Source organism: Paenibacillus sp. RC21 (assembly GCF_044907935.1).
GTDB lineage: Bacteria > Bacillota > Bacilli > Paenibacillales > Paenibacillaceae > Paenibacillus > Paenibacillus terrae_A.
The window spans coordinates 333,544-359,690 of sequence record NZ_JBIYCS010000005.1 but is presented as its reverse complement, the minus strand read 5'-3'; the positions used below and the strand labels follow the sequence as shown (position 1 = coordinate 359,690).

At 43.3% G+C, this 26,147-nt stretch carries 28 protein-coding genes; 24 read left to right on the top strand and 4 right to left on the bottom strand.

Annotation, left to right across the window (positions count from 1 at the left end; translation table 11 throughout):
• Positions 1-8: 8 nt before the first annotated feature.
• From ABIA61_RS18760 to ABIA61_RS18750, 3 genes are all read left to right on the top strand, one after another.
• The gene (locus ABIA61_RS18760) at positions 9-275 is read left to right on the top strand and encodes a phosphocarrier protein HPr (protein WP_283653252.1); all 267 of its coding nucleotides are present in this window, start codon (positions 9-11) and stop codon (positions 273-275) included.
• A complete protein-coding gene (ptsP, locus tag ABIA61_RS18755; protein WP_404581119.1) occupies positions 275-2,005 on the top strand; it encodes a phosphoenolpyruvate--protein phosphotransferase in 1,731 nt (576 codons plus the stop codon). The genes ABIA61_RS18760 and ptsP overlap by 1 nt, the downstream gene beginning before the upstream one ends.
• A gap of 638 nt (positions 2,006-2,643) precedes the next feature.
• Positions 2,644-3,681, top strand: a complete 1,038-nt coding sequence (locus ABIA61_RS18750) for an aldo/keto reductase (protein ID WP_283653250.1) — start codon at positions 2,644-2,646, stop codon at positions 3,679-3,681.
• Positions 3,682-4,070: 389 nt separating this feature from the next.
• Here the strand turns inward: ABIA61_RS18750 and ABIA61_RS18745 are convergent, their stop codons facing one another.
• Together ABIA61_RS18745 and ABIA61_RS18740 are read right to left on the bottom strand one after the other, a co-directional pair.
• Complete coding sequence (locus tag ABIA61_RS18745; RefSeq protein WP_283653249.1) at positions 4,071-4,553, bottom strand: YbaK/EbsC family protein; 483 nt, start codon at positions 4,551-4,553, stop codon at positions 4,071-4,073.
• A gap of 19 nt (positions 4,554-4,572) precedes the next feature.
• Positions 4,573-5,157, bottom strand: a complete 585-nt coding sequence (locus ABIA61_RS18740; protein ID WP_283653248.1) for a LysE family transporter — start codon at positions 5,155-5,157, stop codon at positions 4,573-4,575.
• Between the two features lie 394 nt (positions 5,158-5,551).
• Here ABIA61_RS18740 and ABIA61_RS18735 point away from each other — a divergent pair, with 394 nt between their 5' ends.
• Complete coding sequence (locus ABIA61_RS18735) at positions 5,552-6,445, top strand: LysR family transcriptional regulator (RefSeq protein ID WP_404581118.1); 894 nt, start codon at positions 5,552-5,554, stop codon at positions 6,443-6,445.
• Here the strand turns inward: ABIA61_RS18735 and ABIA61_RS18730 are convergent.
• Positions 6,367-6,573, bottom strand: a complete 207-nt coding sequence (locus ABIA61_RS18730; RefSeq protein WP_349361870.1) for an aldo/keto reductase — start codon at positions 6,571-6,573, stop codon at positions 6,367-6,369. The genes ABIA61_RS18735 and ABIA61_RS18730 overlap by 79 nt on opposite strands.
• 159 nt (positions 6,574-6,732) lie before the next feature.
• Between ABIA61_RS18730 and ABIA61_RS18725 the strand changes: the two genes are divergently transcribed.
• From ABIA61_RS18725 to ABIA61_RS18640, 18 genes are all read left to right on the top strand, one after another.
• Positions 6,733-7,311 carry a TetR/AcrR family transcriptional regulator gene (locus ABIA61_RS18725; RefSeq protein ID WP_283653246.1) on the top strand — a complete coding sequence of 193 codons (579 nt, stop codon included), beginning with the start codon at positions 6,733-6,735 and terminating at the stop codon, positions 7,309-7,311.
• Positions 7,312-7,480: 169 nt separating this feature from the next.
• Positions 7,481-8,266: an SDR family NAD(P)-dependent oxidoreductase gene (locus tag ABIA61_RS18720; RefSeq protein WP_283657305.1), complete on the top strand. Its 786-nt coding sequence runs from the start codon at positions 7,481-7,483 to the stop codon at positions 8,264-8,266.
• A gap of 198 nt (positions 8,267-8,464) precedes the next feature.
• Complete coding sequence (locus tag ABIA61_RS18715) at positions 8,465-9,217, top strand: SDR family NAD(P)-dependent oxidoreductase (RefSeq protein WP_283653243.1); 753 nt, start codon at positions 8,465-8,467, stop codon at positions 9,215-9,217.
• Positions 9,218-9,263: 46 nt separating this feature from the next.
• Positions 9,264-10,343, top strand: coding sequence for an alkene reductase (locus tag ABIA61_RS18710; RefSeq protein WP_404519503.1), 1,080 nt, complete (start codon positions 9,264-9,266; stop codon positions 10,341-10,343).
• A gap of 881 nt (positions 10,344-11,224) precedes the next feature.
• Entirely contained in the window at positions 11,225-12,238 is a 1,014-nt protein-coding gene (locus ABIA61_RS18705; RefSeq protein WP_283656325.1) for an NADP-dependent oxidoreductase, read from the top strand.
• A 10-nt stretch (positions 12,239-12,248) separates the two neighbouring features.
• Positions 12,249-12,425, top strand: coding sequence for a hypothetical protein (locus ABIA61_RS18700; RefSeq protein WP_404581117.1), 177 nt, complete (start codon positions 12,249-12,251; stop codon positions 12,423-12,425).
• A gap of 140 nt (positions 12,426-12,565) precedes the next feature.
• Positions 12,566-13,138: a TetR/AcrR family transcriptional regulator gene (locus ABIA61_RS18695; protein WP_283653240.1), complete on the top strand. Its 573-nt coding sequence runs from the start codon at positions 12,566-12,568 to the stop codon at positions 13,136-13,138.
• Between the two features lie 438 nt (positions 13,139-13,576).
• Positions 13,577-14,275: an SDR family oxidoreductase gene (locus ABIA61_RS18690; RefSeq protein WP_283653239.1), complete on the top strand. Its 699-nt coding sequence runs from the start codon at positions 13,577-13,579 to the stop codon at positions 14,273-14,275.
• A gap of 350 nt (positions 14,276-14,625) precedes the next feature.
• Positions 14,626-15,177 (top strand): TetR/AcrR family transcriptional regulator, encoded by a 552-nt coding sequence (locus tag ABIA61_RS18685; protein WP_283653238.1) that lies wholly within the window; start codon positions 14,626-14,628, stop codon positions 15,175-15,177.
• Positions 15,178-15,341: 164 nt separating this feature from the next.
• Positions 15,342-16,298: an IS30 family transposase gene (locus ABIA61_RS18680; protein ID WP_404521983.1), complete on the top strand. Its 957-nt coding sequence runs from the start codon at positions 15,342-15,344 to the stop codon at positions 16,296-16,298.
• Positions 16,299-16,417: 119 nt separating this feature from the next.
• Positions 16,418-17,641, top strand: coding sequence for an MFS transporter (locus tag ABIA61_RS18675; RefSeq protein WP_404581116.1), 1,224 nt, complete (start codon positions 16,418-16,420; stop codon positions 17,639-17,641).
• A 130-nt stretch (positions 17,642-17,771) separates the two neighbouring features.
• Positions 17,772-18,083, top strand: a complete 312-nt coding sequence (locus ABIA61_RS18670) for a LiaF transmembrane domain-containing protein (protein WP_283656324.1) — start codon at positions 17,772-17,774, stop codon at positions 18,081-18,083.
• Between the two features lie 84 nt (positions 18,084-18,167).
• On the top strand, positions 18,168-18,839 hold the full coding sequence (locus ABIA61_RS18665) for a PspA/IM30 family protein (RefSeq protein WP_283653236.1): 672 nt from the start codon (positions 18,168-18,170) through the stop codon (positions 18,837-18,839).
• A gap of 7 nt (positions 18,840-18,846) precedes the next feature.
• Positions 18,847-19,335, top strand: coding sequence for a PspC domain-containing protein (locus ABIA61_RS18660; RefSeq protein WP_404519509.1), 489 nt, complete (start codon positions 18,847-18,849; stop codon positions 19,333-19,335).
• Positions 19,335-20,039 (top strand): PspA/IM30 family protein, encoded by a 705-nt coding sequence (locus tag ABIA61_RS18655; protein ID WP_283653234.1) that lies wholly within the window; start codon positions 19,335-19,337, stop codon positions 20,037-20,039. The genes ABIA61_RS18660 and ABIA61_RS18655 overlap by 1 nt, the downstream gene beginning before the upstream one ends.
• 147 nt (positions 20,040-20,186) lie before the next feature.
• Positions 20,187-20,834, top strand: coding sequence for a cell wall-active antibiotics response protein LiaF (gene liaF / locus ABIA61_RS18650; RefSeq protein ID WP_283653233.1), 648 nt, complete (start codon positions 20,187-20,189; stop codon positions 20,832-20,834).
• A gap of 15 nt (positions 20,835-20,849) precedes the next feature.
• Complete coding sequence (locus ABIA61_RS18645) at positions 20,850-21,929, top strand: sensor histidine kinase (protein ID WP_283653232.1); 1,080 nt, start codon at positions 20,850-20,852, stop codon at positions 21,927-21,929.
• The gene (locus tag ABIA61_RS18640; RefSeq protein WP_044648538.1) at positions 21,907-22,557 is read left to right on the top strand and encodes a response regulator; all 651 of its coding nucleotides are present in this window, start codon (positions 21,907-21,909) and stop codon (positions 22,555-22,557) included. Before ABIA61_RS18645 ends, ABIA61_RS18640 begins: the two co-directional genes overlap by 23 nt.
• Before the next feature lie 143 nt (positions 22,558-22,700).
• Here the strand turns inward: ABIA61_RS18640 and ABIA61_RS18635 are convergent, their stop codons facing one another.
• Positions 22,701-23,336 carry a hypothetical protein gene (locus tag ABIA61_RS18635; protein WP_283653231.1) on the bottom strand — a complete coding sequence of 212 codons (636 nt, stop codon included), beginning with the start codon at positions 23,334-23,336 and terminating at the stop codon, positions 22,701-22,703.
• A gap of 50 nt (positions 23,337-23,386) precedes the next feature.
• Here ABIA61_RS18635 and ABIA61_RS18630 point away from each other — a divergent pair, with 50 nt between their 5' ends.
• Complete coding sequence (locus ABIA61_RS18630; protein ID WP_349361972.1) at positions 23,387-24,151, top strand: YwmB family TATA-box binding protein; 765 nt, start codon at positions 23,387-23,389, stop codon at positions 24,149-24,151.
• 186 nt (positions 24,152-24,337) lie between these two features.
• Entirely contained in the window at positions 24,338-25,894 is a 1,557-nt protein-coding gene (gene zwf, locus ABIA61_RS18625) for a glucose-6-phosphate dehydrogenase (protein ID WP_283653229.1), read from the top strand.
• Positions 25,895-26,147 lie beyond the last annotated feature (253 nt).

The window sequence follows — 26,147 nt, the reverse complement described above, 5'->3', positions numbered from 1 at the left end:
AGGAGACTATGACGGAAAAAACATTTACAGTTATTGATGAGGTGGGCATACACACGCGGCCGGCTTCAATCCTGGTTCAAGCCGCAAGCAAATATAATGCAGAGCTAAATATCGAATATAATGGCAGATGTGTCAACTTGAAATCGATTGTGGGTGTTATGTCTCTGGGTATTCCTCAAGGAGCACAATTTCGAATTGTTGCTGTTGGTTCCGATGCGGATAAGGCGATCCATGGGATTGAAGAAATATTGAAAAACGAGGGGCTTGGTGAGTAATGGGGAATCGCTTAAAGGGAATCGGCGCGTCAGCCGGTATAGCGATCGCCAAAGCCTATCGTCTGGAGGAACTGAAGCTTCAAATTTTAAAGAACAATGTCATTGACAAGGAAGCTGAAAAACAGCGATTGGAGCAAGCCATCAGCCGGTCAAAAGCAGAGCTTGAAAAAATTACGGAATACGTAAACTGTGAGCTTGGCGCCGATAAAGCAGAAATTCTTGCTGCTCAGTTATTGGTGTTAAATGACCCGGAACTATTAAATCCGGTTTTCGAAAACATAAGTATGGAAGGCGTAAATGCGGAATATGCCTTAAAAGAATCAGCCCACAGGTTTATTTCCATGCTTGAATCGATGGAAAACGAATATATGCAGGAACGCGCCAAAGACATCCGCGATGTAATGAAACGGGTGACTGCGCATTTGTTAGAGGTGCAAATTCCCGATCCAAGCCTGATTTCCGAGGAAGTCGTCATCATCGCTGAGGATTTGACACCATCAGATACCGCACAGCTAAATCGCCGATATGTGAAAGGGTTTACGACGGATATCGGTGGCCGTACTTCCCATTCGGCGATCATGGCCCGCTCCATGGAAATCCCGGCTGTAGTCGGAACAAAACAAGCTATTTCAAGGATTGAAAACGGCGTAGTGGTTATTGTTGATGGTTTGGAAGGTGAAGTCATCATTGACCCATCATCAGAAGTCATTGCTCAATATGAAGCGAAAAAAGTAAAATACGAAGCGCAAAAAGCACAGTGGGCGAATTTAGTTCATGAGCCGACGGTAACTAAAGATGGCGTGCATGTCGAACTGGCCGCAAACATTGGTACACCGGCTGATGTTAAAAGTGTGTTGGAAAATGGAGGAGAAGCGGTTGGGCTTTACCGTACAGAGTTTCTCTACATGGGAAAAGACAGGCTTCCGACAGAGGATGAGCAGTTTGTCGCTTATAAAACCGTTTTGGAAAAAATGCAAGGGAAGCCGGTGGTTGTCCGTACGTTGGACATCGGTGGCGATAAAGAACTGCCTTACTTGAAACTACCCAAAGAAATGAACCCGTTTTTAGGCTTTAGGGCGATTCGTTTATGCTTGGAAGAACAGGACATTTTCCGCACGCAATTACGCGCTTTGTTACGTGCGAGTGTCTATGGAAACTTGAAAATCATGTTCCCGATGATTGCAACATTATCTGAATTTAGGGAAGCAAAAACTATTCTTATGGAAGAACAAGAAAAGCTTGCGGAAAGAGGAGTAAAAGTAGCAGAGCAAATTGAAATCGGCATGATGGTGGAAATACCGTCTACGGCCGTTATGGCTGATCTATTTGCCAAAGAGGTTGACTTCTTTAGCATCGGAACCAATGATTTGATCCAATATACTATGGCTGTCGATCGTATGAATGAACGCGTATCCTACTTGTATCAACCCTTCAACCCGGCGGTTTTACGGCTGATTTCAATGGTTATTGACGCAGCGCACAAAGAAGGAAAGTGGGTTGGGATGTGTGGAGAAATGGCTGGCGATCCACTGGCCGTTCCTATATTGCTTGGCTTGGGACTCGATGAGTTCTCCATGAGCGCAACCTCGATCCTTCCGGTACGTACGCAACTCAGAGATCTGACCGGAGAACAGGCAAAAAGCATAAAAGAGGCCGTTCTTTCCCTGAAAACCTCGGAAGAGGTCGTCGAGTATGTAAAGAAGACATTCTATATCGAATACTCCTTATGAAGACGGGGCTGTCTCAAAAGTCATAAATGAATGAGGGACGGCCCACTTCAAAAAAATGTAACACAAAAAGAAGCCAGTCCTTGGTAAAATGGAAGTGTCGAGCAACCTTTTACAAAGGACTCGCTTTTTTTGTACACGGAATATACCATGGAGCAACTGTTTTTGCCAATGGATTGGAAGAAGCTATATTATGCATATGGCAGAAAGTCGGGAAAAAGATAAATCTACATCTTCAAGTGACGTTGCCTTAAGGCTAATACAATCTGCGAAACAAGGAAGTAAACCAGCCTAAAGTCAGTGTCTTTTTTTTGGCCGGAGTCTAGTTGATGAACAAAGCACTATAAAAAACCATTTCTTTACCGAGCGTTCTAGATATGTTATACTGATGATGCAAGCTAGGGAAATGCAACGGCAAGAAGTGAAGAATTTAAAGAGCACACAGTTGCCCCCTACATGTAATGGCTACCTCGATTCTTTTTAGAATGATCATTCTTTAATTTTGCAGGAGTATTAAACAAGGAGGAACCTTTATTCAATTTAATATCTAGTTAATCGGTTTGTAAAAGAAAATTAATGAGGTTGCCGTACTGAAAAAATTTTTCGTTTAAATATTAACGAGCAGAGGGGAATGGGTGAAGATGGAATATCGTGTATTAGGCAGTACAGGTCTTAAAGTAAGCAGTTTTGTATTAGGTACAGGTACATTTGGTTTTTGGGGAAACAACACGAAGAAAGAGTGTGAACCCATTCTGGATGAAGCTCTGGCTGCAGGAGTCAACCTGATCGATACAGCCGATGTCTATTCAAGTGGTCAAGCAGAAGAAATTTTAGGTGAACTGTTAAAAGGACGCAGGGAGGATATCCTTTTGGCCACTAAAGGTGGTTTTCCCATGGGCAGTGGACCCAATCAATCTGGTAGCTCGAAATATTGGATCAAACGAGCAGTAGAGGATAGTTTACGAAGACTTCAAACCGATTATATCGATTTGTATCAACTACACCTGCCTGATGTTAACACCGATATTGAAGAAACTCTTGATGCGCTTACGGATCTGGTTAGAGAAGGGAAGATTCGCTACATTGGCACATCGAACTTTCAAGCATGGCAAGTAACAGAAGCTCAATGGACTAGCGAACGTAAAAATGCAGCACGTTTTGTCTCTGAGCAATCCCCGTATTCCATTTTAAACCGAAGTATCGAATTCGATTTGCTTGCTGCCACAGCAAAATACGGAATGGGCGTTTTGGTTTGGAGTCCACTTTCGGGTGGTCTATTAACTGGTAAATACCGATTTGGGGAATCATACTCCTCCGATTCAAGAGCAGCCACCTTTGCGGGAAGCTTAAAATCTGTTGTCGACCCTAATCGGGAAGAAAACCGGACCAAGTTTGAAATCATAGCAAAGCTTCAAACACTTGCAGATGAAGCGGGGTTAACTTTACCGCATCTGGCCATGGCCTTTACACAATCTCATCCTTCCATAACTTCAGCCATCATTGGGGCTAGAACGATCGAGCAGCTCCGGGAAACTTTAAAGGGCAGTGACGTTCGATTGAGCAGTGATGTACTTGATGCGATAGATGCGATTGTTCCGCCAGGAGTGACCCTGGATGCGATGGAAAAAGGATGGACCCCCGATTGGTTACAAGCAGACAAGCGTAGAATCAATGGGTAAACACGTCATGGAACATTTGAAAGCAGCAAAAAGGGAATAATTTTATGGAAGAGAGCAAGTTTTAGGTTGAGGAAATGACCTTCAGTGTGAGATAAGCCAAAACACCTTCAAAAGATTACTTCCCAGACAAACTTTGGAGGTGTTTTGGCATTGGTAATAAGAATGGCAGGTGTAAGGTGTCTCAGGAGGGACATTCGAAACAGGTCACATGTAACAGATTGAATGTCGTGGTCGCTTGGATGAAAATCACTTTGAGAAAGCTTGAGAATACCCGGACATGGTGCACGAACCCCCTGGTATGCTGCTTAAGGAGAGCGTACGCTTTGAGAAGCCACCCCCCAAAAAAATAGGCTGCTAATATAACCATGCATAATGAATTTTATGGCTTACTACTGATGGTATAAATCCCAGCCTTTACACACATCAATCCATGCAATAGCGTGTCCATAGGTAAATAATTCATCAGGAGAAAGTTCGATGACTTTTGTCGGACTTCCACAAGCGGGAAAAAGGGAGTCGAAACGCTTAACAGAAATATCGATATATACTGGTATATCCTCTTTAATTGCAAATGGACATACACCACCAACCTGTTGATCTATTTGTTCCATCACTTCATCAGCGGTCAACATCCTTGCTTTGAGTCCAAAAAAATGTCTGAATTTCTTATTATCAATACCGGCATCTCCAGCCATCACAATAAGCATACAGCCATCGTTTTTTCTTAGACTCAGTGTTTTTGCAATACGAGATGGAACTACACCTATTGTTTCTGCCGCCTGTTCGACCGTGGCACAGGAACTATCAAAATTTTTGATTCTGTCTCCCATGTTAAGCTTTTCGAAATAGCTTCGAACCTTTTCAAATGACATAATCCAATCTCCTTTTATTTCATATTAAACTTAATGCACTGTAAACCAATAGCAATGCCATCATTAAATTAATTGGGCGCCAATACTTATTTATGATTTTATGCAGGATTACCCCGCCTATCGCCCATAGGTGCGTTGCTCCATCACCAATAATAGTAGCCAAAACAATAAAACCGGCTACCGCTGCAAAAGATGAATAATACGGAAGAACATAGCCTGTAAATATCGTAATTCCCCATAAAATTATTTTTACATTTACAAATTGCAGAATAAAGCCACGCATAAATGAAGTAGAGCCTTCCTCGGCATCGGAGCTGGATGGCTTGCTTATTGCCGTATAATAAGCAAGCCACAAAATATAAGCACACCCAATGTACTTCATATATGGCATTGCAGTAGGTATATACTTTGCGAGGACTACACTAAACATTCCACATATGACCATCACACTAAAAAAACCAAAATAGACTCCAAATATCAATTGTTTACTTCGCTTCATTCCATTGTTGCTAACTGCATTTAAGACTAATATATTATTAGGGCCCGGCGAAAGAGCTGTTGTAATTGCATAAGACAAGAAAGATACCCACATTACTGTACTCACCTAAATAAACCTTCTTTCAATATCATTTAAAGTAAAGATCTATTTTATTCCGTATATCCTCCTGGATCGGTTGCTCCACTTTATGAAACGATACCACAAATAAAAATATTAAAAAAATCGAAATAATAAAACTTATGATTCAGTATTATTGAATTATAGAAAGGAGATCTGCGAGAACCAAGCCATGGACTGACGGCACACCATTAAGCAATGGATAGATTCTGTTATATTTTTGAATGTTATCTCAAACAACTTGCTCGCGTATTTACTCCTTACATCCCCCTTGACAGGTTGTTTTACTTATGATAGAGTTCTGCGAACTAAATATTAATTAAATCGATATTGCAAATATTAAAATTCGATTAAATCGAATTATGTTTAGGGGTCATTAACTATGAAATTAAAGTATCTTAACACTGTCAAAACAATTTTGGAGACTGGAAGCTTTCAAAATGCTGCACGTAAACTCAATTATACGCAGTCCACAGTCACCTTCCAGATACAACAATTAGAGCAAGAACTATCAGTAAAATTATTTGAAAGAATTGGGAGAAAAATGATCCTAACACAAGCGGGGAAGGATATTTTACCGTACATTGATACGATTATTCAATCTTCCGAGCAAATCAGTAATTATGGTAAAAGCATTCTCGAAATGAGCGGTACACTAAAGGTAGCCATGCCCGAGTCGCTATTAATCTATAAGATGCAGCCTGTACTTAGAGCATTTAAAGAACGGGCTCCTAACGTAAAGTTATCGTTGCAAGCATTAAATTGTTATATAATAAGAGACCAAATCATTAACGGTGGAGCAGATATTGCAGTGCATTATGATGTGGGTGGGTACTCTCCAACAATATTAACTGAACCTATTGTCAATTTGGGCATGGCCTTAATTGCTTCGCCTAACTTACCAATCAATCAAAGGGATTTTTTGCAAGGAAACCAAAGAAAATCGGTCAGCTTGATCATTAATGATCCAGATAGCATTTTCCAGCAAATGTTTGATCAATACTTGAAAGATAAAGGTATTGTACTTGACAACACCCTTGAGTTATCAAGTATTGAAGCAACTAAACAAAGTGTGATAAGTAATTTAGGGGTGGCATATCTACCGCAATTTACAGTCGAAGAAGAATTGAAAAATAAATCTTTGATAAAACTCAAAACAGAGCTTGACACACAAAAAATCACAGCAATTTGTGCTTATCATAAAAACAAGTGGATAAGCTCCTCTATGGAATTATTCATTCGACTGATGAAAGAATTAATTTTGCTACCTGTATAATGTAAGGCAGTATTCTTCCCTTTTCTGACCAGATACGTAAGCGCATCAAGAGTTTTTTCAATATTGGTATGAACATCAGGTCGGTGTAGTTGATGCAAATGGATATAATCGGTTTGAAGTCTTCGCAAACTATCCTCTTCAGCTTGATTGCTCCATTATTTTGAGCTGTGAGATTGATTTGATCCACATGAGAGCATAATGGTGGGGAGGCTGCAAACGTATTTAACATGCTTTTTCTTTACTGATCGTTCCCGATATGTTAAATTCTTAAGAAGGAGGGAACTGAAATGTCAAGAAACAAGGAGTTTGATGAGACCAAGGTATTGGATAAGGCGATGCAACTTTTTTGGGAACAGGGCTACGAGAAAACATCCATGTCCGATTTGGTTGAGCATATGGGCATCCATCGCAGAAGCTTGTATGACACATTTGGCGACAAACATACGCTTTTTCTAAAGGCGATGGATCGTTATGAAAGTAAAGTCAACGCCTCTCTTACAGGAGGAGTTAAACGTTCCAAGACTGCAACGGAAGCCCTACAATTTATTGTTGGCATCCTGATCAGTGGGGAAACGGACTCGCCTTCCGGCTGCTTAATGGTAAATTCGGCGGTCGAATTGGCAGCGCGCGATGCCGATGTTAATAAAAAGTCTACTGAGGCGTTTACAACAGAAGAGCAACTACTCAAGGAAATAATTTTTTGGGGGCAACGAGACGGTGAATTCAGCTCTGATTACGACGCTGGGGAATTGGCAGAGTATCTGCATAATGTAGGAGTTGGATTAAGGAGTATGGCAAGAACCTCGATTCCCAGAGAGAAACTTCACCGTATAGCCAACATATCAATGCAGTTTTTAGAAAAATGATTTGATTAATATTTTTTTCACATTACTAGAATAATCGTTCTCGTATGTACAATCTCTCCATGCCGCTCTTTATTAGAGGTCTTTTATATGGAGAACGAACATTCAAATCAATAATCTTATTGAATGCTGAAAAACGGTTAATACTAAAAAATAGAGGTGAACTTGTAAGATGAGAAAAACTGTACTTATCACTGGAGTATCTGGCGGGATTGGAAAAGAATTGGCAGATCGTTTCGCCAAGGATGGATATGATTTGGTGCTGGTGGCGCGTAGTGAGAGTAAGCTTGTGGAGCTTGGTAAAGAATACAAAAAAAAATATGACACCCGAGCGACGGTCATCGCCAAGGATGTCGCGTCGCACGGTGTGCCGGAGGAGATTTTCGCGGAGCTCAAGGAGAAGGGGATCGTCGTCGACTATCTTGTCAATAATGCTGGTTTTGGTTTATTTGGGACATTTTTGGAGACGAAGTTAGAGGAAGAGACGAATATGATTGACGTCAATATAAAGGCCCTAACGATTATGACAAAGTTGTTCGTGCCGGATATGGTTAAACGCGGCGAAGGAGGCGTGATGAATGTCGCTTCATTGGTGGCTTTTTTTCCGGGACCTATGATGTCAGTTTACTACGCAACGAAGGCGTATGTGCTGTCGTTCACCGAGGCTCTTGAAAACGAATTGAACGGAACGGGCGTGACTGTGACGGCACTATGTCCAGGTCTGACATCAACCGGCTTCGTTGATCGTTCGGGTATGGGGGCCTCGAAACTGTTCCAGAATGGGGCTATCATGGAGGCCGGGCAGGTAGCTGAGGAAGGTTATCGAGGCTTTTTACGCGGCAAGACATTCATAATGCCAGGGGCTCGCAACCGATTAATGAAGTTCATTCCACGATTACTGCCACGCAAATTGGTGACCCGTATGGTTAGATTCACCCAAAACAGAACAGGGCATTGACCTGATTTTCTATAACATCCAAAGCAATGCTAAATCTGCTGACGGTCTATTGGTCACCTCTTATTAAAAATACTTTACTGATCATTCTAAAAATGCTATGCTTAGACCAAGTTAGATCTAACTCTTATTTTTTTAACTAAAGTAGAATGATCATTCTTCAATTATCTAAATAATATTTTTTAAAAGGGAGAGAATCGTATGAAGTACACAGTTATTACAGGAGCGAGCTCAGGAATAGGATATGAGACAGCATTGGCCTTTGCGTCTCGCGGCAAAAACTTGATTATTGTAGCTAGAAGATTGGAAAAATTAGAAGAGCTTAAATCAAAAATTCAAGGAATAAATTCAGATTTAGACGTTGTAATTCTTACAAGTGACCTGTCGGTTACTGATCAGGCCTATACCCTGTATAACGATTTAAAGGAGTATCAAATTGAGACTTGGATTAATAATGCCGGGCTTGGTGAATCCTCTTTTGTAGTGGATCAGAATTTAGATAAAGTTGAAGCTATGCTGCGTGTTAATATAGAAACCTTAACAATTCTCTCTACTCTATATGCACACGATTATGCTGATATAGAAGGAACTCAGTTAATTAACGTATCTTCAGCACTTGGTTATGCTGTTGCCGTTAGCAGTGTTACTTATTCTGCAACTAAATATTATGTTAGTGCCTTCACCGAAGGGCTTGCAAAAGAACTGGAACTGAAAGGTGCGAAAATGAAGGCAAAAGTTTTAGCACCAGCCATAACGGAAACGGAATTTGCGAAAAAATCAATAGATGCTGAAGAATTTGATTTTAAAGCAAACATGCCTAAGTATCACACTGCGAAGCAAATGGCGGGCTTCATGGTGGATCTTTATGATAGTAACGAAGTGGTAGGAATTGTAGACCAGAACTATAATTTCAATTTGAGAGGGCAAATCTATCCGGTAATTTCAGAATTTTAAATCCAATTGTACATCCGTGCAACTCATTTAAATAGGAGGAATAAAAGTGGAGAAATTATGGAGCAAAACAAAAATTGGTAACATTGAATTGCCTCATCGATTAGCGATGGCACCAATGACACGTAGTCGAGCGCAAGAAGATGGTACACCTGGAGAGTTGGCTGCACTTTATTATGTTCAACGTGCATCCTTAGGACTTCTTATTACGGAAGGTGCACAACCTTCAGATGATGGTCAAGGTTACTTAAGGACACCTGGGATCTATACGGAAAAGCATATTGAAGGGTGGAAAAAGGTTACCGATGCAGTGCATGAAGCAGGCGGGTATATTTATATCCAATTAATGCATGCCGGTCGTATATCGCACCCTGACAATACACCTCATCATCGGCAGCCGGTTGCACCTTCTGCAATTGCACCAGGATTAGAAACGTTTACGGCTACAGGCATGCAGGATATCCCCGTACCACGTGAGTTGAGTAAAGAAGATATTCAAGCGACCATTGCAGATTATCGTAAAGCTGCGGCGGCTGCTATTGCAGCAGGAGCTGACGGTGTTGAAATTCATGGAGCAAATGGTTATCTGATTAACCAATTTATCGGAGAAAATTCGAATACACGGACGGATGAATATGGTGGCTCTATAGAAAATCGTACTCGCTTCGCGATTGAAGTAGCAAAAGCCATCGTTGACGAGATTGGGGCAGAGAGAACTGGCTTCCGTATTTCTCCAGGAACTCCTCTTGGTGGGATTCAAGATGGTGAACAAGGTCCTGATCTTTATCGTTACCTGACGCAAGAATTAGCTAAATTAAATTTGGCTTACCTTCATATTATGCACCTCGGAAACGAAGAACTGCTTCAAGACATTCGATCTCTATGGAAGAATCCGTTGTTAGTCAATCGGGCTGGACGGGCACTGGAAAATCTTAGCGTTGATATCGATAGTGGTCTTGCTGATTTAGCACCTATTGGGGGATGGTCATTGGCTAATCCAGATTTTGTGGAACGGCTTAAAGCAGGCGCTCCATTAAATGAAGCAGATCCTGCAACATTTTATGGTGGTGAAAGCAAGGGTTATACGGATTATCCTACATTGAAAGAATTAGAATCTCAGAAGGGGTAAGTATAGCTTATATGGCAAATATCAACGCTTTACAACCAGCTTGAAGCTGGAAGTGATTCTCTATTTTTTAAACGAAATAGAGGAAATAACAAAGTAGTTTTAAACTTAAACTACAATATAGACAGTAGTGTTTAAAAATGGCGTACAACTAAAAAATTGTACGCCATAAATTTATCTGTGAGTCATCAATGTTATGAGAAAAAAACCTCAGGTCAAATAAAATTATATTTGTATAGTTTCTTGGATCAATCTAAAAATCAGTGCTTGACGCATGGGTTGCACTGTACTGGTAGGCTTTTACTGCATTCGGACGCTATGGGCCGATGTAGATCTTAATGCCTGTTCCACCGATTGAGTACGGGAACACCGGCTTCAGCGGTCAAGTTCCAGATGACTCTGGAGTCGTTGCAACCTTTGCGAGTTATATAAACTTTGGAATGGCAAGTTGGGAGGGTTTGGGATAGGTGCCTCTAGCCCAGGCTTCTATATGAAGAACTTCGGAATTATTGGACAGCCTCTGGATATTCGTTAACGGTTGTTCACGCAGCTCATGATACACATGGATTCGCATCAGTGTTGGGTAGGACTTACAACATTATAGAAATAGGTGGCTTTTCGTATAAATCCATATCTTTTGTCAAGCACTGGTTTTTGTGTTTTGATCCATCTGCACCCGAAGCTAGCAATAGCATTCATGAAACGATTAGTTTGGTTATCTGTATAGTATCGTGCTCATTTTTCTATTGAAATAGTGAAAACTATTGTCTTATCGCTACTTTGAAAAAATACAAGCTCATTTAGATTATGGTATTTAGAAAGTGAAAATAATAAGGTGAACAAACCCAATGAAGGTAACTCAACGGAAGGATGCTGATTTAAAAATGAAAACACTCATGAAAGCAGCTCAGATCACCAAGTACTCAAAAAAAATCCACGCCCAAGTCAATGACATTCCAATTCCAGAGATTGCTGACAACGAAGTTTTGGTAAAGGTCAAAGCTGCAGCGGTCAATCCACTTGAAATGTTGGTTATCACAGGTAGCGTGAAACTGATTCAAGATTATGATTTCCCATTAACGCTTGGTAATGAATTGGCAGGCGTTATCGAAAAAATCGGAAAAAATGTGACAAACTTTTACGTAGGAGACGATATCTATACACGTCTCCCACTAAAAAAAATTGGTGCTTTTGCGGGATATGCCGCAATTGACGCTGCCGCAATCTCCCCCATGCCAAAAAATTTATCCTATGTGGAAGCCGCTGCTGCAGCACTGACTGGACTCACAGCGTATCAAGGTCTACATGAAGAACTTGAGGCACAGTCTGGTAAATCTGTTTTCATTCCAGGTGGATCGGGTAGCTTTGGTCAAATGGCTGTCCCAATCGCAAAGGCAATGGGTCTAAATGTCATTGTTAGTGGCAACGCACAAGCGCGAGAACGCACTTTGGAAATTGGTGCAGACCAATATTTGGATTACACGAAAGAAAACTATGTTGACTTGTTGTCGAATGTCGATTATGTGATTGATACCTTGGGAGCCGAAGAATTTGACAATGAATTAAAAATCATTAAACCGGGCGGAAGATTACTCTCTCTTCGTACAGGACCCAATAAACGTTTCGCAGAAGACAATAACTTTCCATGGTGGAAACAAAAGCTATTTTCTGTTGTTGGCGCAAAGTATGACAACAAAGCCAAGAAACACGACGTGGAATACCGCTTTATCTTCGTTCGTTCTGACGGCGCACAACTAAAAGAGATTACCAAAATCATTGAAAAAAACAACATTGTTCCACCGATTCATCCAACACTATTTACCATAGGCAACGTTAATGAAGCGCTAGAACTAGTCGCAAATGGACGTCCAAAAGGGAAGGTGATTATTAATTTTTAAGGAGAAAATGATGAAAGCAGTACAAATATACGGCTACTCAAAAAAGCTAGAAGCTCACATCAACGATTTGCCTATTCCTGGAATAAACAAACATCAAGTATTGATCAAAACATATGTAGCGGGCGTTAAAGGGACAGCTCAAGGAAAGATTCTTATGACTATACAAGAGGGAGAAACAACAACATAAAGTTGATAAATCGAACTGTTTTTCGGTTGTTCGAATATACTTCAAGGCTTCGAAAGCGCACGCTTGATTTTTTTCGAGTTTTACCCTCACGTTTGCTGATCATCTACTTAAATGTATAATGAATGCATGAGGTGATGGAAATGGCAAGATATAAAGAATTTGAAGTTAATGAAGTATTAGATAAAGCGATACAACTCTTTTGGATGCAAGGGTACGAGAAAACCTCGATGCAAGAATTAGTCGACTTTATGGGAATTCACAGAAAAAGCATCTATGATACTTTTGGGGATAAGCATGCTTTATTTATGAATGCACTCAAACGATACGAGGCTATTCAAAACAACAAAATGAGATTATTGGTTGACAAGCAAGAACCGGTTAAGGAATTAATTCGACAATTTTTTGAGTCCACTCTACAGAAAAAAGGAGACCCCCAAGGGTGTTTCATCGTTAATTCGGGTGTGGAGCTGGGATTATTAGATCCAGAAGTTGCCTCCTTAGTTGAAGATAGCTATTCAAAAACGGAGAAGTTGTTATATAATCTCATTCTTATTGGTCAACAAACAGGTGAATTCGAAGCTCAGCTTGACCCTGAAGCCCTTTCTCATTACTTCATGAATGCTTGGTTAGGGTTACGTACGATGGTCAAAACAGCAACCAGTCAAGAGAAGTTATTCGGTATTATTAATACCACACTGAGCATTTTAGATTGAAAAGGAAATAATATGAGTCTTAAAGCCGCTGATCTGAATAGCGAAGATCAGTGGTACTTTAACAATGACTTATGCTAGAAGTAAATTCTTTACCAATCGTTCTCAATATGGTATATTGGTGATGGGAGGGAAATGGAATGGCAAGGAGCCATTGGATAAAGGGAAAAGGCTCGTTTTACTCAAGTATATTAGAGGCAGCAGAATGGTGAATTCTCCTCTGATTTCGAGGGTAGTATTTATTTTTTCTCTTTATTAGAATGTTCGTTCTTGTATAGTTGAACCTCCTCTTTTCCCTATAGCTATATCATGTAACGAATGAGCGTTCTATATATCTGTTTATAGTAGCTAACTTCATTAATTGCATTTATGGCATGATGAATAGCTCAGAAGAGTAAGATGTTCTGTTATACTCAAAAACAACTAAAGGAGCATAAAAAAATGAATATTTCTGAACAAGTCGCCTTTGTCACCGGTGCGAACCGAGGTCTTGGTCGTCAACTTGCACTTGAACTTCTATCCAGAGGGGCTAAGGTTTATGCTGGTGCAAGAAATCCGGATTCCGTTGACATTCCCGGTGTAACACCTGTAAAACTTGATATTACCAATCCTCAAGAGGTATCTGCAGCTATTCTGGCAGCTAAGGATGTTACGCTTCTGATCAATAATGCAGGCACGTCTACAGGCGCTTCTTTGCTTGACGGAGATCTCGATAAAATACACTTGGAGTTTAATACACACGTCTTTGGCACATTATCCATGGTTCGTGCTTTCGCGCCTATTATTGCAAAGAATGGCGGGGGTTCAATTCTGAATATTCTTTCCGTATTATCTTGGGTTAGTATGGGAAGTGAAGGCGCGTATACGGCTGCAAAGGCGGCAGAGTGGGGAATGACAAACGCACTGCGCTTAAATCTGTATCCTCAAAAAGTGAGGGTAGCTAGCTTGCATGTGGGATTTATGGACACAGACATGACGGCAGGCATTGAAGCTCCCAAATCCAATCCTGCGGATATTGCAAAATTGGCTATCGATGGTTTAGAATCCGATAGTTTTGAAATTATCGCCGACAACGTGAGCCGCACTGTCCAAAGCGGTCTTGCCGGCGGTGTTGCCGCGATATACCCACAGCTAACCTAAGGTGATTTTACGAATTTCTTTGTTGAAGGAAAGGGAGCTAATAATACCAAGCATGAATCAACATATTTCAGCATTCAAAAGTCTGCCATTAAAAAAATCTCTCCGATTTTTAGATCCTGACTAATTCAGGATTCAAAATTTTGGAGGGATATTTTTTTGATAACATGCTGTAACGGGCTCTAAACTTTTGACTTACAAAGCGGTTGAAAAGGGCTTCAGGGCCCCTCCTTTTTATTATATTTATGTTTTAGAGCAATGTAAATTTGACGGGTTTTTTAATTATGTAGTAGGATATTGGTACTGAAAAAACGTTTATAGTTTTATTTGGTATAAAGGAATGAGGGATGAATATGAAGGAAAGGATTTTAGAAGCTTTTGTGGAGGAGGCGCATGAAAGCGGTTTGAAATTTACCATGGATGATCTTGCGAAAAGACTTGCTATTAGTAAGCGCACCTTATATGAGCATTTTTCGTCCAAAACACTCATTTTAGAAACGCTTATAGAGCGTACGAATGATGATATGATTCGAAAAACCGAGCAAATTGTCGAAAACGATCAATTAACCTTGCTAGAGAAGATTAAGCAGTCGATCAGGGTCATACCGCAATATTATGAGTTTTATGATTTGCGAATACTGGATCAAATGAAAAAATATTATCCTGAGCATTGGAAAAGGATGTATACCGATTTGAATGATTGGCCCCAGATCAGAACATTAATCCAGCAGGGCATCCAGGAAGGGATTATTGTAAATAAAAACGAGGCTCTCATCATGAGACTTATTATTGATTCTATAAATTTAACGCTTGATCAGCGATTTTTTCTGGATAACAGCGTGACGGTAGAGGATGCTATTTATTCTATTGTAGATATATTGTTATTTGGACTGGTCGAAAAATAGAAAATGGCCTCAACAATATGTTACATATTTGAAGAGGTCATTTTTTTATAAGACGGATTGTAATATGAAGTGCGACACCCGCTGGAAATAAATAAAAAAGGGCCCATGGCCGGATTCGTGTAGAATGAAGTTACCACACCACCTTCTACAAAGGAGAATCCACCATGAGCTACTCACATCTTAGCATAATCGAACGAAGCAAGCTAGAAATCCTGCATCAGCAGGGGAAAAGTGCAAGAGCTATTGCCGTGGAGTTGGGACGACATCATGCGACCATTTGCCGTGAAATCCGCCGGAATGCTCAGCTACCCTCCTACGAAGCAGAAAGCTCCCAACACGCTTACAAGGAGCGCCGTAAAGCTTCTGTACCCCCAGGCAAATGGACAGAAGAACAAGCCAAAGAGCTGGAAGAAAAGCTACAGGCGACCTGGTCTCCGGAGCAGATCGTGGAGCGTTTTAGAACAGAAGGCGAGCCCACCGTGTGCTGCAAAACCATCTATCGCTGGATCTATGCCGGTCGCCTTGCCCAAGCGGACGTGAAGGTGCTGCGGCACAAAGGTAAACGGCAACAGCCTGCTGAAAAACGAGGGAAGTTTGCCGTGGGCAAGTCGATTTCCGAACGCTCCAAGGAGGTGCGTTCTCGGGAAACCTTTGGACACTGGGAGCTGGATACGGTGGTGTCTGGTCGAGGAAAAAGTAAAGGCTGTGTGGCGACCTTCATTGAACGGAAGACCCGCCTGTACACTGCGATTCAAATGCCGGATCGCACAGCCTTGTCGATGGAGATTGCCTTTGGCGTAGCAGCTTCACAGTACCCCGCTGGAGCGTTTCGAACCGCTACGGCCGATCGTGGAAAGGAGTTCGCTTGTTATGCAAATCTGGAAGCCACACATGGCGTGCAGATCTACTTTGCTGACCCATACTCTTCCTGGCAAAGAGGGTCGAATGAGAATGCGAACGGCTTGCTTCGAGAGTTCTTTCCTAAAGGCACAGACTTTGCCCAAGTATCCGATGGGGCATTGGAGCTTTCGCTTGATTTAATCAACCATCGCCCCCGAAAATGTCTGGGGTGGAAAACTGCTCACGAATCTTTCACACAGGAATTGTCGCACTTAGCTTGACAATCCGTCATAAGAAAACTAATAAAACAATTTAAGTTTTATTGTTTCCGAAGATACGGTAAGCAAGTTTAAGAAATGATAAATAATAAAAGATACACAGGAAAAGGAAGGGTTGAAACATGTCTATGCTGACACGAAATCGGGGAGCTATGCTGTTACTGATGCTTAACATCTTTTTGGCATTCATGGGAATTGGATTGGTTGTTCCCGTATTACCTAAATTTATAAGCGAGCTGGGAATGAATGGCTCATCGATGGGACTGATGGTCGCGGCTTTTGCCCTGACACAGCTTTTATTATCACCATTGGCGGGCAAGTGGTCTGATCGTTATGGACGTAAAAAATTGATTGTTTCGGGTATGTTTATTTTTATGTTATCCGAGCTTGTCTTTGGGCTGGCTAGTTCTGTACCTACATTGTTTGTAGCTCGAATCATGGGTGGGGCGGGGGCCGCGCTGCTTACTCCTTCTATAATGGCGTATGTCGCTGACGTGACCTCATTCGAGGAAAGAGGCCAGGGAATGGGGATGATTAACGCGGCGATTAACACTGGGTTTATTATCGGACCAGGCATTGGTGGTTTGCTGGCCACGTACGGCATACGTATTCCCTTTTTTGCAGCCGCAGGAGCTGCGGGGATAGCCGCTATCTTGTCTTTGCTAGTGCTACCCGAATCCTTAAGCAAGGAAAAGCAACGGGATAATAGAGAGCTTCCGCTGCAAAAGGAAAACCTTTTGCAGCAGTTTGCCAAGTCGTATCGTTCTCCTTATTTCATGGGATTGGTCATTGTGTTTGTGGTTGCTTTTGGGCTGGCTAACTTTGAAACGGTGTTCGGATTGTTTGTAGATCATAAATATGGTTTTACGCCAGTGGATATTGCCATCATTATAACCACAGGTTCCATTCTGGGGGCAGTTGTCCAAGCGACTATATTTGGCTGGATTATTAATCGTTTTGGCGAGAAAAAGGTCATTCATATCTGTCTGGCAGTTGCGGGACTATTCATTTTTCTGACACTGTTTGCCGAGCAGTACGCCATGATTATGCTGACGACCTTCATCATTTTTCTGGCCATGGACATTCTTCGTCCGGCGGTAAGCACATCCTTATCACGGCAGGCCGGGGACGAGCAGGGGTTCGTGGCTGGAATGAACTCATCTTATACAAGTTTGGGTAATGTGATCGGACCACTGATTGCAGGACTGCTGTTCGATGTTCATATTAACTTGCCTTATATGGTTGCAGCTATAGCGTTACTGGCTTGTCTCGTCCTTTCACTACGCTCCAAGCAAGCGGGTGAGCAACAACCAACAGCCCGTGCGGCAGAACAACATAGAGGGTGATAGCCGCAGGTCTGTATGCACCCCCGACTTAGGTCTAGGTTCAAAAACCGTCTGGGGTCCGTTTTGGCGAACTCCGGATCAGCGTACAATAAGGACATAAGCAAGACACAGTGAAAGGCGGTGAGAGATGATGAGAGTTAACAAAGGGAATGGGTTGGCTATTGTACTGATTGTATTGGGTTCGATTATGCTGCTCGGTAAGTTTACTCCATTTTTCGGTTACTTTATAGGACACTTGATCGGTTACTTAATCCCGATAGCGATGATCATGCTAGGTTACTACGGTGTGAAAAGAGGAAATGTGGTCTTCGGCTGGATCGTACTTGTAATCGGGGTACTGGTTTTACTCGGCAAACTGTCATGGCTTTTGGGGCCGCTGCTGGCAATTGGTTTAATCATATTTGGTGTTTCACTGCTGAGTGACCGCAGAAGACGTTACTGAGATTGATGGATTCGCGGGTAATGTGAATTACAGAAACGAAGTATGAAGATATGAAAATACGAAATGTGAAAGGAGCAGACGCAAATGAGTGTGTTTCGTAGAATGCGTGATATTACCGTAGCGACCTTCAATGAGCATTTGGAACAAAGTCAAGAACCGATACAACTGATTGATCAGTTCTTGTATAACACCCGCGAGGATATTGCCGAAGCGGAAAAGCTTCATCAGCAATATGCAGTGCACACAAGACAGATGAAGCAACAGCTGGATCACGCAGTGTCCATGCAGATTAAACGGGAGGAACAGGCGCTGCTGGCTTTAAAGGCAGATGAAGAACACATTGCAAAGCTGGCCCTTCAGGAAAAAATGCTGTATGCAGAAAAAGAAGAGCAGTATAGAGAGCTGTGGGAGCAGAGCCGTGAATCGCTACGTGAATTGGAGCATCAGCTAGATACCTTAAAAACGGAATATCAAACGGTAAACAGTAAGCGCCAGTATTATGCGGCACGTGTACAAACGTTGAGACTCCAGCAGCAGATGAACGAACGGGCAGGTACATACGGTGGACGAAATGTTCCCCGAATGTTCAACCGCTTGGAAGATCGGGTAGCCGATATGGAAGCAGAAACGCTGAGCTTGCGTGATTTGCGGCGGGGAGAAGGCGGTCACACGCAGGATGCCCATGGCGGCGAATCGCTGCTCGAACAAGAGTGGGCGAGACTGAAGAGCAAGCTGAACAACAGCGGGAAGGAGTAAGTTGATTATGACCCGAATTTACCGATCAAACCGGGATAGAGTATTAACAGGTGTATGCGGCGGTCTTTCTGACGCAACAGGGATGGACTCAACTTGGATTCGTATTCTGGTTGTGATCAGTTTCTTTATAACAGCAGGAACCACATTTATGCTGTATGTAATTGCGGCGCTGGTTATCTCCAAGGAGCCGAGATCTCCTTATGATGGAGGATTTGGTCCCAACAGTGGGCCTTACAATCAACAGGATTCACGCTATTATGGCGGGAACAGCACCGGTTCACAGTACGGACCGGGAACTGGTTACAATCAGGGCGGAGCATACGGTAATCCGAGCCAATCTTTTGGTCAAGATGCCCGTCATTCATCCAAATTTAACACAGGTCCTAACAGTGATCTGGATTCCATGATGGAAGATATCGAGAGAAAAGCAATGAAAAAAGAGTTGGCAGAGTTACGCAAAAAAGTAGAGCAATTCGAGAAGGGAGATCGTAAATAATGGGAATCTTTAAAAGAATGAAGGATATGACAAGAGCATCGGTGAATGAAGTGCTGGATAAAGTGGAAGACCCGATTATTATGCTAAACCAATATCTGCGTGATATGGAAGCGGAAATTCACGAGGCAGAAGTAACGGTTGCCAAGCAAATGGCAAATGAACGTCGCATGAAACAGCGCTTGGAGGAAGCAGTAAGAGTATCTAATGAGCGTGAACAACAAGCAGAATCCGCATTGCGGAACGGCCAGGAGGAAGTAGCGCGCAAGCTGCTGGGCGAAAAGATCTATTTTACACAAAAACAAGATGAATACCGCGACCTGCACACGCAAGCCGAGCTTCAAGCCAAAGAATTGGTGCAACAGCTTCACGACATGAAGGATGAGTTCTACAAAATGCGCAACAAGCGCAATGAGCTGGTATCCCGCGCTCAAATGGCAAAAGCCAAAAAACAAATGTCGCAAATCAACAGTCTGCACACGATTGAAAGCGGATCTGCTTCGCTGGGCTTTCACCGCATGGAAGAAAAAATCATGCAAATGGAAGCAGAAGCTGACGTACTGCGTGCCCCTTACCGTCAAGCTCCGGGAGAAGCGTACGTCAATCCGGCAGAGGCTGAAAAACTGTTCAAAGTGAATGAGCAGCTTCAACAGCTCAAATCCAAAATTCAAACGGGTGCTAAACCAGTAGATATAAAGAAGGACTGACTACTCGAAAATAAGACATTATGATATGCTGTATGGAATGGACACTGGTCAATTATAGTGCTCAATCTGTATGGTTCGGGAAAGCCATATGGCGGAATGTCGCGCCACTATGGCTTTTCCTTCCTGTATAAATAAAGGGGGTGCAGCATGGAGAAAAGGAAATCAGTCTTGGCACTGGCAGGTATCGCAATCGGGATTATCATTTTATTCGGTCAGTGGATTGGCTTCCTCTCCGTGATTGCACTGATCCTGATGTTGGCCGGAATATATAAGATTCGTAATTCCAAAATCAAAAAGGGCTATACAATGCTCGCAATTGGGGCAGGGCTGCTCGTACTGGATCATTTATTTCTTTTTGTGGTAGTAACTCTAGGGTCGCTAGCTGCATTCTATTCACGTTCAAGAAAGCTGCATAAGGGTCAAAGCTCGATATTCAAGCACAATTTTATATCCAATCATAAATGGGACGAAGTGCCGTGGAGCTTGCGCAGCACAAGTATATGGCATGTGGTTGGGGATGTGGATGCTGATTTGACGTTGGCACTTCCGGAAGAACGTGAACCCGTTATATTTTTGCAGGGGATCTTCGGTGATATTGACATCACGCTACCGGATAATTACGGTGTAGAGGTGGAAATGTTCGTGTTGTTCGGGCAGATTCAATTTGACCGTGATCATGAGGCGGGTATGCTCAATCGTCTGGTTTGGAAGTCACCCAATTATGCACAGAGTGAATATAAAGTGAAGTTTGTCATTTCGTATTTGGCGGGCGATGTGCGCGTCCGATTTTATTGATCAGGAGGAGCCGGGATGAATCATAAAAAAACGTCCAACATGGTAACCCGCAGTATGGGTGAAGGTATCCTCCTGTGTGTTGTTGTGGGCGTAGTTGTTTTTTATATGCTGTATACATATGGATATGTGAAGTCGTTCCCAACCTGGGGAATGATATTGAAATTTGTGGGAGCCGTCGTCATGGTACTGATTGGCACCGGGGCAATATACGGTTTTTATGAGAGCTACCGCTTCAAAAGCAGGCTGGAAAAGCTGCGGGAGACGCTGCTGATGTGGGAAAAGGGGACCCCTGCCCGGGAGCTGCCGCCACTGGGTCATGATGAGTTGGGCAGGCTGGGTGAGCAACTGGAGCGAATCGGGCACAAATGGCAAGAGCAGGTTACTTCTTTGCAACGCCTGTCCACCAACAATGCACAGCTGGCAGAGCAGGCCAGAGTAACCGCGATTGTCGAGGAAAGGCAGCGATTGGCGAGGGAGCTACATGATGCAGTGTCGCAGCAATTGTTCGCCATTTCGATGACGGCGACGGCTGTAGGCAGGACGCTGGATAAGGATTTTGATAAGGCGCAGCGTCAGGTTGCATTGATTGAAGAAATGTCCTCGGTGGCGCAATCCGAAATGAGGGCGTTACTGCTTCATTTACGACCTGTTTATTTGGAAGGCAAGCGGCTGGAACAGGGATTACGTGATTTAATACAGGAATTGCAGGCCAAGGTTCCCATGGAGATTGATTTTGAGATGGAGAGCGGAGTACAGTTGGTTAAAGGCATTGAGAACCATTTGTTTCGCATCGTTCAGGAAGCTATGTCTAATACGTTGCGTCATGCCAAAGCAAGCCGCATGGAGATTCGTATCGTGCAACGCCCGGATTCCGTTCGGTTAACGATTAGGGATAACGGAATTGGATTCGAGCTGGACGAGAAAAAGCAGACTTCGTATGGATTGTCCACGATGCAGGAGCGGGTCAGCGAGATTGGAGGAGCTATACAGTATATAACGGCTCCGGAGAAAGGAACACGAATTGAGGTATCGGTGCCGGTTATAAATGATGAAAGCGGAAGGAACGATGATCATGGAAACGGAATTGCCGATTAGCGTACTGCTGGTAGACGACCATGAAATGGTGCGGATTGGTCTGGCGGCGGTGTTGGGCACGGAAGAAGGCATTGAAGTGGTAGGCGAGGCCGGGAGCGGGGAAGAAGGCATACGACTGGCTACGGAATACAAGCCGGACGTGATTTTAATGGATCTGGTTATGGACGGCATGGATGGAATCGAGACGACTCGCCAAGTGACACGCCTGCTTCCAGAGACGAAGGTCATCGTACTGACGAGTTATTTGGACGATGAGAAAATGTATCCGGTTATTGAAGCGGGCGCGTTCAGCTATCTGCTCAAAACCTCCCGTGCATCCGAGGTTGCGGATGCGATCCGTGCAGCGGCACGCGGACAGTCCGTGCTGGAATCGCAGGTGGCTTCCAAGATGATGAATCGATTTCGCCAGCCGCAGGCTGAAGCGCCTGCGCATGCGGAACTGACGGATCGTGAAATGGAAGTACTCCGGCTGTTGGCACAGGGTAAATCCAATCAGGATATTGCAGATGAGCTGATCATCGGGATCAAGACAGTGAAATTTCATGTCACGAACCTTCTGGCCAAGCTGGGGGTAGAGGACCGCACACAGGCGGCAATCTATGCCTACAAAAACGGATTAGCGGAGTAGCGTGTAGAACGGACTGATACTATGAAATACAAAAGAATGGAGTCATTTTACGCTGCTGAACAGGTTCCAAATTAAATAGGTGAATACAACGAACCGGAGACTTGTAGTAGTTCTCCGGTTTTTTTTCGATCCTTAAACGGTATTTAAATAAGTAAGAACAGAAAGGCGATTAAGGCCAAATCCAGCGCAAGTCCGGCTCCGTATCCATATCCACCATATCCGCCGCCATAGCCTGGTCCACCATTTCCATATCCACCTGTGTCATAGGGAGGGGATGGACTGAGGGGCTCCCTAGTGGGTTTGATTAAACTGCTTATTTTGGCAGAGGAATTTGCTTTGTTTTTAGAATTTCTTTTTTTCTTTTTGGAGGATATCTTCTTGGCTTCTTGTTTTCCCTTGTTATTATAGTTTCCGGCGTAGAGACTATTAGAAAAGGAGGATGGATATCCGTTCAGCATCAGCTTACCTTTGCCACACCCGCTGAGAATGCCAACATGTCGTGTACCGTCATGCAGAACAGCACAGACCAGACGTCCACGGTGAGGTGCCACATTGGCTTCATTTACAGGATATATGGGAAACATGATTTCACCTCTTTCTGAATAAGATACGTTGTGATCATAGTCTATTCTCACGCTGCCTATAATGTATGGTCGAACACCCAGCAGGTGAACGAATATTTTTAAAAGATGTTCTTCTGCTTCTAGCGTGTATAAAACCTCTTGCAACGGGAAAGCTATTGATAGATTGATAGAATCCAAGCCAGCCGAAAAAAACATCCAGAATGTGCCTCCAGGAATCGGATGCTTGTGGAGCGGGAGGAACCATGATGTTAAAAGCAGAGGTCATCAAAAAAGGGATTGTCGCTATCGCGGTGTTCGGAACGTTGCTGTTACTGGTAGGCTGGCGTTACGGGACGTTTCAAGCTACCGGATATGATTCCCTCAAGGCAGGAACGGACTTGCGCTCTGTATTGACCGTCTCGGATCAGGCTCCTGGTACACTGGATAAGCTGGTTGTGAAATGGCAAGGTAACTGGACTTCTTACGGTGATGATCCAGCAGCCATGGCGGCCCGGATAGCCGATCAACTGAATATTCCCGCCGTAAGCAAGGTTGAGGAAAATGGACACACGGTGTATCGATCTGTTGGCAGTAGCGGAGAACTGAAAATCCGCTTAAATGTGATGGAACAGCTAGCTGGTCAATGGTATACGGTCGTTCAACTTGAGAGTAGCAATGCAGGACGTGAGCAGTTAATCCGACTGCATGAACTTTGTGCTGAACAATTGGCGGCTGTGGGAGTACAAGCAGTATGGAATACGTCCATTCAGCATTCGCTGAAATCAAATGAGCCCGTGGACCAACTGATGAAGCTGACAGAGACACGTTTAGCAGGAAGCTTGTCCATGAAAGCAAAAGAAAGATATACAGATGCGACGACGGTAGCTGTATCCTATGAAGCACCGAAGCTACCTCTGACAGTTCAAAGTGGTGAGCATCAGGTGCATATGCAGATGGCTGTGCATGAAGATGAGGAGCATCAGGATACTCGTATTACGATCGGTTTTCCGCTGATTACGATAGAATACTGACTTATAAGGTAAATTTATGATTCATCGGATAGCTTATCCATGCTGAATATGCTAAAATGTCATCAAATCTTCAGTTCCATGTTTGTCGAAAATCAAGTATGATCTTGAATAAATATACACAATACTACATGCGGATTTCGAGGGTTGTGGAAGCGGAATCTTGTCATGGGAAGAATGAGGTACTTCATGGCTGACATACCTAATAATGAATCTGTTGTGATGCAAGGCGCTGTGTTATTTATTTTTGGTGCTACGGGCGATTTGGCCCGCCGCAAGCTTTTTCCTGCGATCTACAGCTTGTACCGCGAAGGGAAGCTGGGTGAGGATTTTGCCGTTATTGGCGTAGCGAGACGCCCTCGCACAGAGGAAGAATTCCGTAATGACCTGTACGCTTCGATACAGGAGTTTAGCCGTTACAAGGCAGAAAACGATCAAGAATGGCAGGCATTTGCCGAGCATTTTGAATATAAATCACTGGATATCAACAATGTCGAAGGATTTCATGAACTGAAACAGCAGACAGAGACCATAGAGAAGAAATTCAGCATTCCGGGGAACCGTTTGTTTTATTTGGCTTTGGCCCCTGAACTGTTTGGAAGCGTATCGGAGAGCCTCAAAGAAGGCGGTATGATGGATGGCAAGGGCTGGAATCGTCTTGTCATTGAGAAGCCGTTTGGTTATAACCTGGAATCTGCGCAAGAGCTGAATGTTGAAATACGCGAAGTATTTGAAGAGGAAGAAATTTATCGGATTGATCACTATCTTGGTAAGGAAATGGTGCAAAATATCGAAGTCATCCGCTTCGCAAACGCCTTCTTTGAACCATTGTGGAATAATAAGCATATTTCCAATGTGCAAATTACGCTTAGTGAAACCGTGGGCGTAGAGGAACGCGGAGGTTATTACGATCATTCCGGCGCTCTGCGGGATATGGGACAGAACCATATGCTGCAAATGCTGACGATGATTGCAATGGAACCACCGAGTCGTTTGCTCCCTGAGGATATCCGTGATGAAAAGGTGAAAGTGCTGCGTTCGTTGCGTCCTTTTGAATCCGCAGAGGATGTGTTGACTAATGTGGTACGTGGTCAATACACGGAAGGAAGCTATCGCGGTCAGCAGTTGCCGGGGTATCGTGAAGAGGACAAGGTTGATCCACAGTCGAGCACAGAGACTTATTTTGCTTCACGCGTATTTGTGGATAATTTCCGTTGGGCAGGGGTTCCTTTCTACATTCGTACTGGCAAACGTCTTCCTGTAAAGACAACCGAAATCGTTGTGGAATTTAAGAGCATGCCTACGAACGTATATCTTGGTCAAAAGCATAAGCTGGAACCGAACTTGCTCGTGATCCGGGTTAATCCGATGGAGGGCATTTACATCAAAATTAATGCCAAGAAGCCGGGTTCGGAATCGGATATTGAACCGCTGGCTATGGATTTCTGCCAAAGCTGTATGGTCGGCATCAACTCACCTGAGGCTTATGAACGGTTGTTGATGGACGCGATTGAAGGGGACTCTACGTACTTCACGCGTTGGGATGAGGTTGCGACAGCATGGAGATTCGTGGATCGGATCGCCAAAGCATGGCAACAAGCCCCGGATACGCTGGAAACCTATGCTGCAGGCTCATGGGGACCGGAAGGAGCTCATAAGCTGCTGGAGCAAGATGGCTTCAAATGGTGGCCAGTCAGTGGCCAGGATGAAGATAATGTCATCTGGCGGGTAGGCGGCACTCAGTAATCCTGATAATTGTTCAGCATCCCCCTACGTCCTGTTCAGGATGTAAGGGGATGCTTTGCGTTCGGAGTGTGCTATAATAACTTAGTCTCAGGTTTTCAGTTTGCAACTGATTATACGTTAAAGGCAGGCTAAAACATGTAAATAGATCGTATTTATAATGAATATGGTAACGGAGTACGTCGAATACTGGATCTAACGGTAAAGAAACCGATAGCACCGATGAAATTACGAAAACAGGCGTGCATCATGGCCT

What these genes read in the sequence shown, in the direction of transcription:
- ABIA61_RS18760 (WP_283653252.1), top strand. Translation starts at nt 9, where the DNA reads ATGACGGAAAAAACATTTACAGTTATTGATGAGGTGGGCATACACACG.
- ptsP (WP_404581119.1), top strand. Translation starts at nt 275, where the DNA reads ATGGGGAATCGCTTAAAGGGAATCGGCGCGTCAGCCGGTATAGCGATC.
- ABIA61_RS18750 (WP_283653250.1), top strand. Translation starts at nt 2,644, where the DNA reads ATGGAATATCGTGTATTAGGCAGTACAGGTCTTAAAGTAAGCAGTTTT.
- ABIA61_RS18745 (WP_283653249.1), bottom strand. Translation starts at nt 4,553, where the DNA reads ATGTCATTTGAAAAGGTTCGAAGCTATTTCGAAAAGCTTAACATGGGA.
- ABIA61_RS18735 (WP_404581118.1), top strand. Translation starts at nt 5,552, where the DNA reads ATGAAATTAAAGTATCTTAACACTGTCAAAACAATTTTGGAGACTGGA.
- ABIA61_RS18725 (WP_283653246.1), top strand. Translation starts at nt 6,733, where the DNA reads ATGTCAAGAAACAAGGAGTTTGATGAGACCAAGGTATTGGATAAGGCG.
- ABIA61_RS18720 (WP_283657305.1), top strand. Translation starts at nt 7,481, where the DNA reads ATGAGAAAAACTGTACTTATCACTGGAGTATCTGGCGGGATTGGAAAA.
- ABIA61_RS18715 (WP_283653243.1), top strand. Translation starts at nt 8,465, where the DNA reads ATGAAGTACACAGTTATTACAGGAGCGAGCTCAGGAATAGGATATGAG.
- ABIA61_RS18705 (WP_283656325.1), top strand. Translation starts at nt 11,225, where the DNA reads ATGAAAACACTCATGAAAGCAGCTCAGATCACCAAGTACTCAAAAAAA.
- ABIA61_RS18700 (WP_404581117.1), top strand. Translation starts at nt 12,249, where the DNA reads ATGAAAGCAGTACAAATATACGGCTACTCAAAAAAGCTAGAAGCTCAC.
- ABIA61_RS18695 (WP_283653240.1), top strand. Translation starts at nt 12,566, where the DNA reads ATGGCAAGATATAAAGAATTTGAAGTTAATGAAGTATTAGATAAAGCG.
- ABIA61_RS18690 (WP_283653239.1), top strand. Translation starts at nt 13,577, where the DNA reads ATGAATATTTCTGAACAAGTCGCCTTTGTCACCGGTGCGAACCGAGGT.
- ABIA61_RS18685 (WP_283653238.1), top strand. Translation starts at nt 14,626, where the DNA reads ATGAAGGAAAGGATTTTAGAAGCTTTTGTGGAGGAGGCGCATGAAAGC.
- ABIA61_RS18680 (WP_404521983.1), top strand. Translation starts at nt 15,342, where the DNA reads ATGAGCTACTCACATCTTAGCATAATCGAACGAAGCAAGCTAGAAATC.
- ABIA61_RS18675 (WP_404581116.1), top strand. Translation starts at nt 16,418, where the DNA reads ATGTCTATGCTGACACGAAATCGGGGAGCTATGCTGTTACTGATGCTT.
- ABIA61_RS18670 (WP_283656324.1), top strand. Translation starts at nt 17,772, where the DNA reads ATGAGAGTTAACAAAGGGAATGGGTTGGCTATTGTACTGATTGTATTG.
- ABIA61_RS18665 (WP_283653236.1), top strand. Translation starts at nt 18,168, where the DNA reads ATGAGTGTGTTTCGTAGAATGCGTGATATTACCGTAGCGACCTTCAAT.
- ABIA61_RS18660 (WP_404519509.1), top strand. Translation starts at nt 18,847, where the DNA reads ATGACCCGAATTTACCGATCAAACCGGGATAGAGTATTAACAGGTGTA.
- ABIA61_RS18655 (WP_283653234.1), top strand. Translation starts at nt 19,335, where the DNA reads ATGGGAATCTTTAAAAGAATGAAGGATATGACAAGAGCATCGGTGAAT.
- liaF (WP_283653233.1), top strand. Translation starts at nt 20,187, where the DNA reads ATGGAGAAAAGGAAATCAGTCTTGGCACTGGCAGGTATCGCAATCGGG.
- ABIA61_RS18645 (WP_283653232.1), top strand. Translation starts at nt 20,850, where the DNA reads ATGAATCATAAAAAAACGTCCAACATGGTAACCCGCAGTATGGGTGAA.
- ABIA61_RS18640 (WP_044648538.1), top strand. Translation starts at nt 21,907, where the DNA reads ATGGAAACGGAATTGCCGATTAGCGTACTGCTGGTAGACGACCATGAA.
- ABIA61_RS18635 (WP_283653231.1), bottom strand. Translation starts at nt 23,336, where the DNA reads ATGTTTTTTTCGGCTGGCTTGGATTCTATCAATCTATCAATAGCTTTC.
- ABIA61_RS18630 (WP_349361972.1), top strand. Translation starts at nt 23,387, where the DNA reads ATGTTAAAAGCAGAGGTCATCAAAAAAGGGATTGTCGCTATCGCGGTG.
- zwf (WP_283653229.1), top strand. Translation starts at nt 24,338, where the DNA reads ATGGCTGACATACCTAATAATGAATCTGTTGTGATGCAAGGCGCTGTG.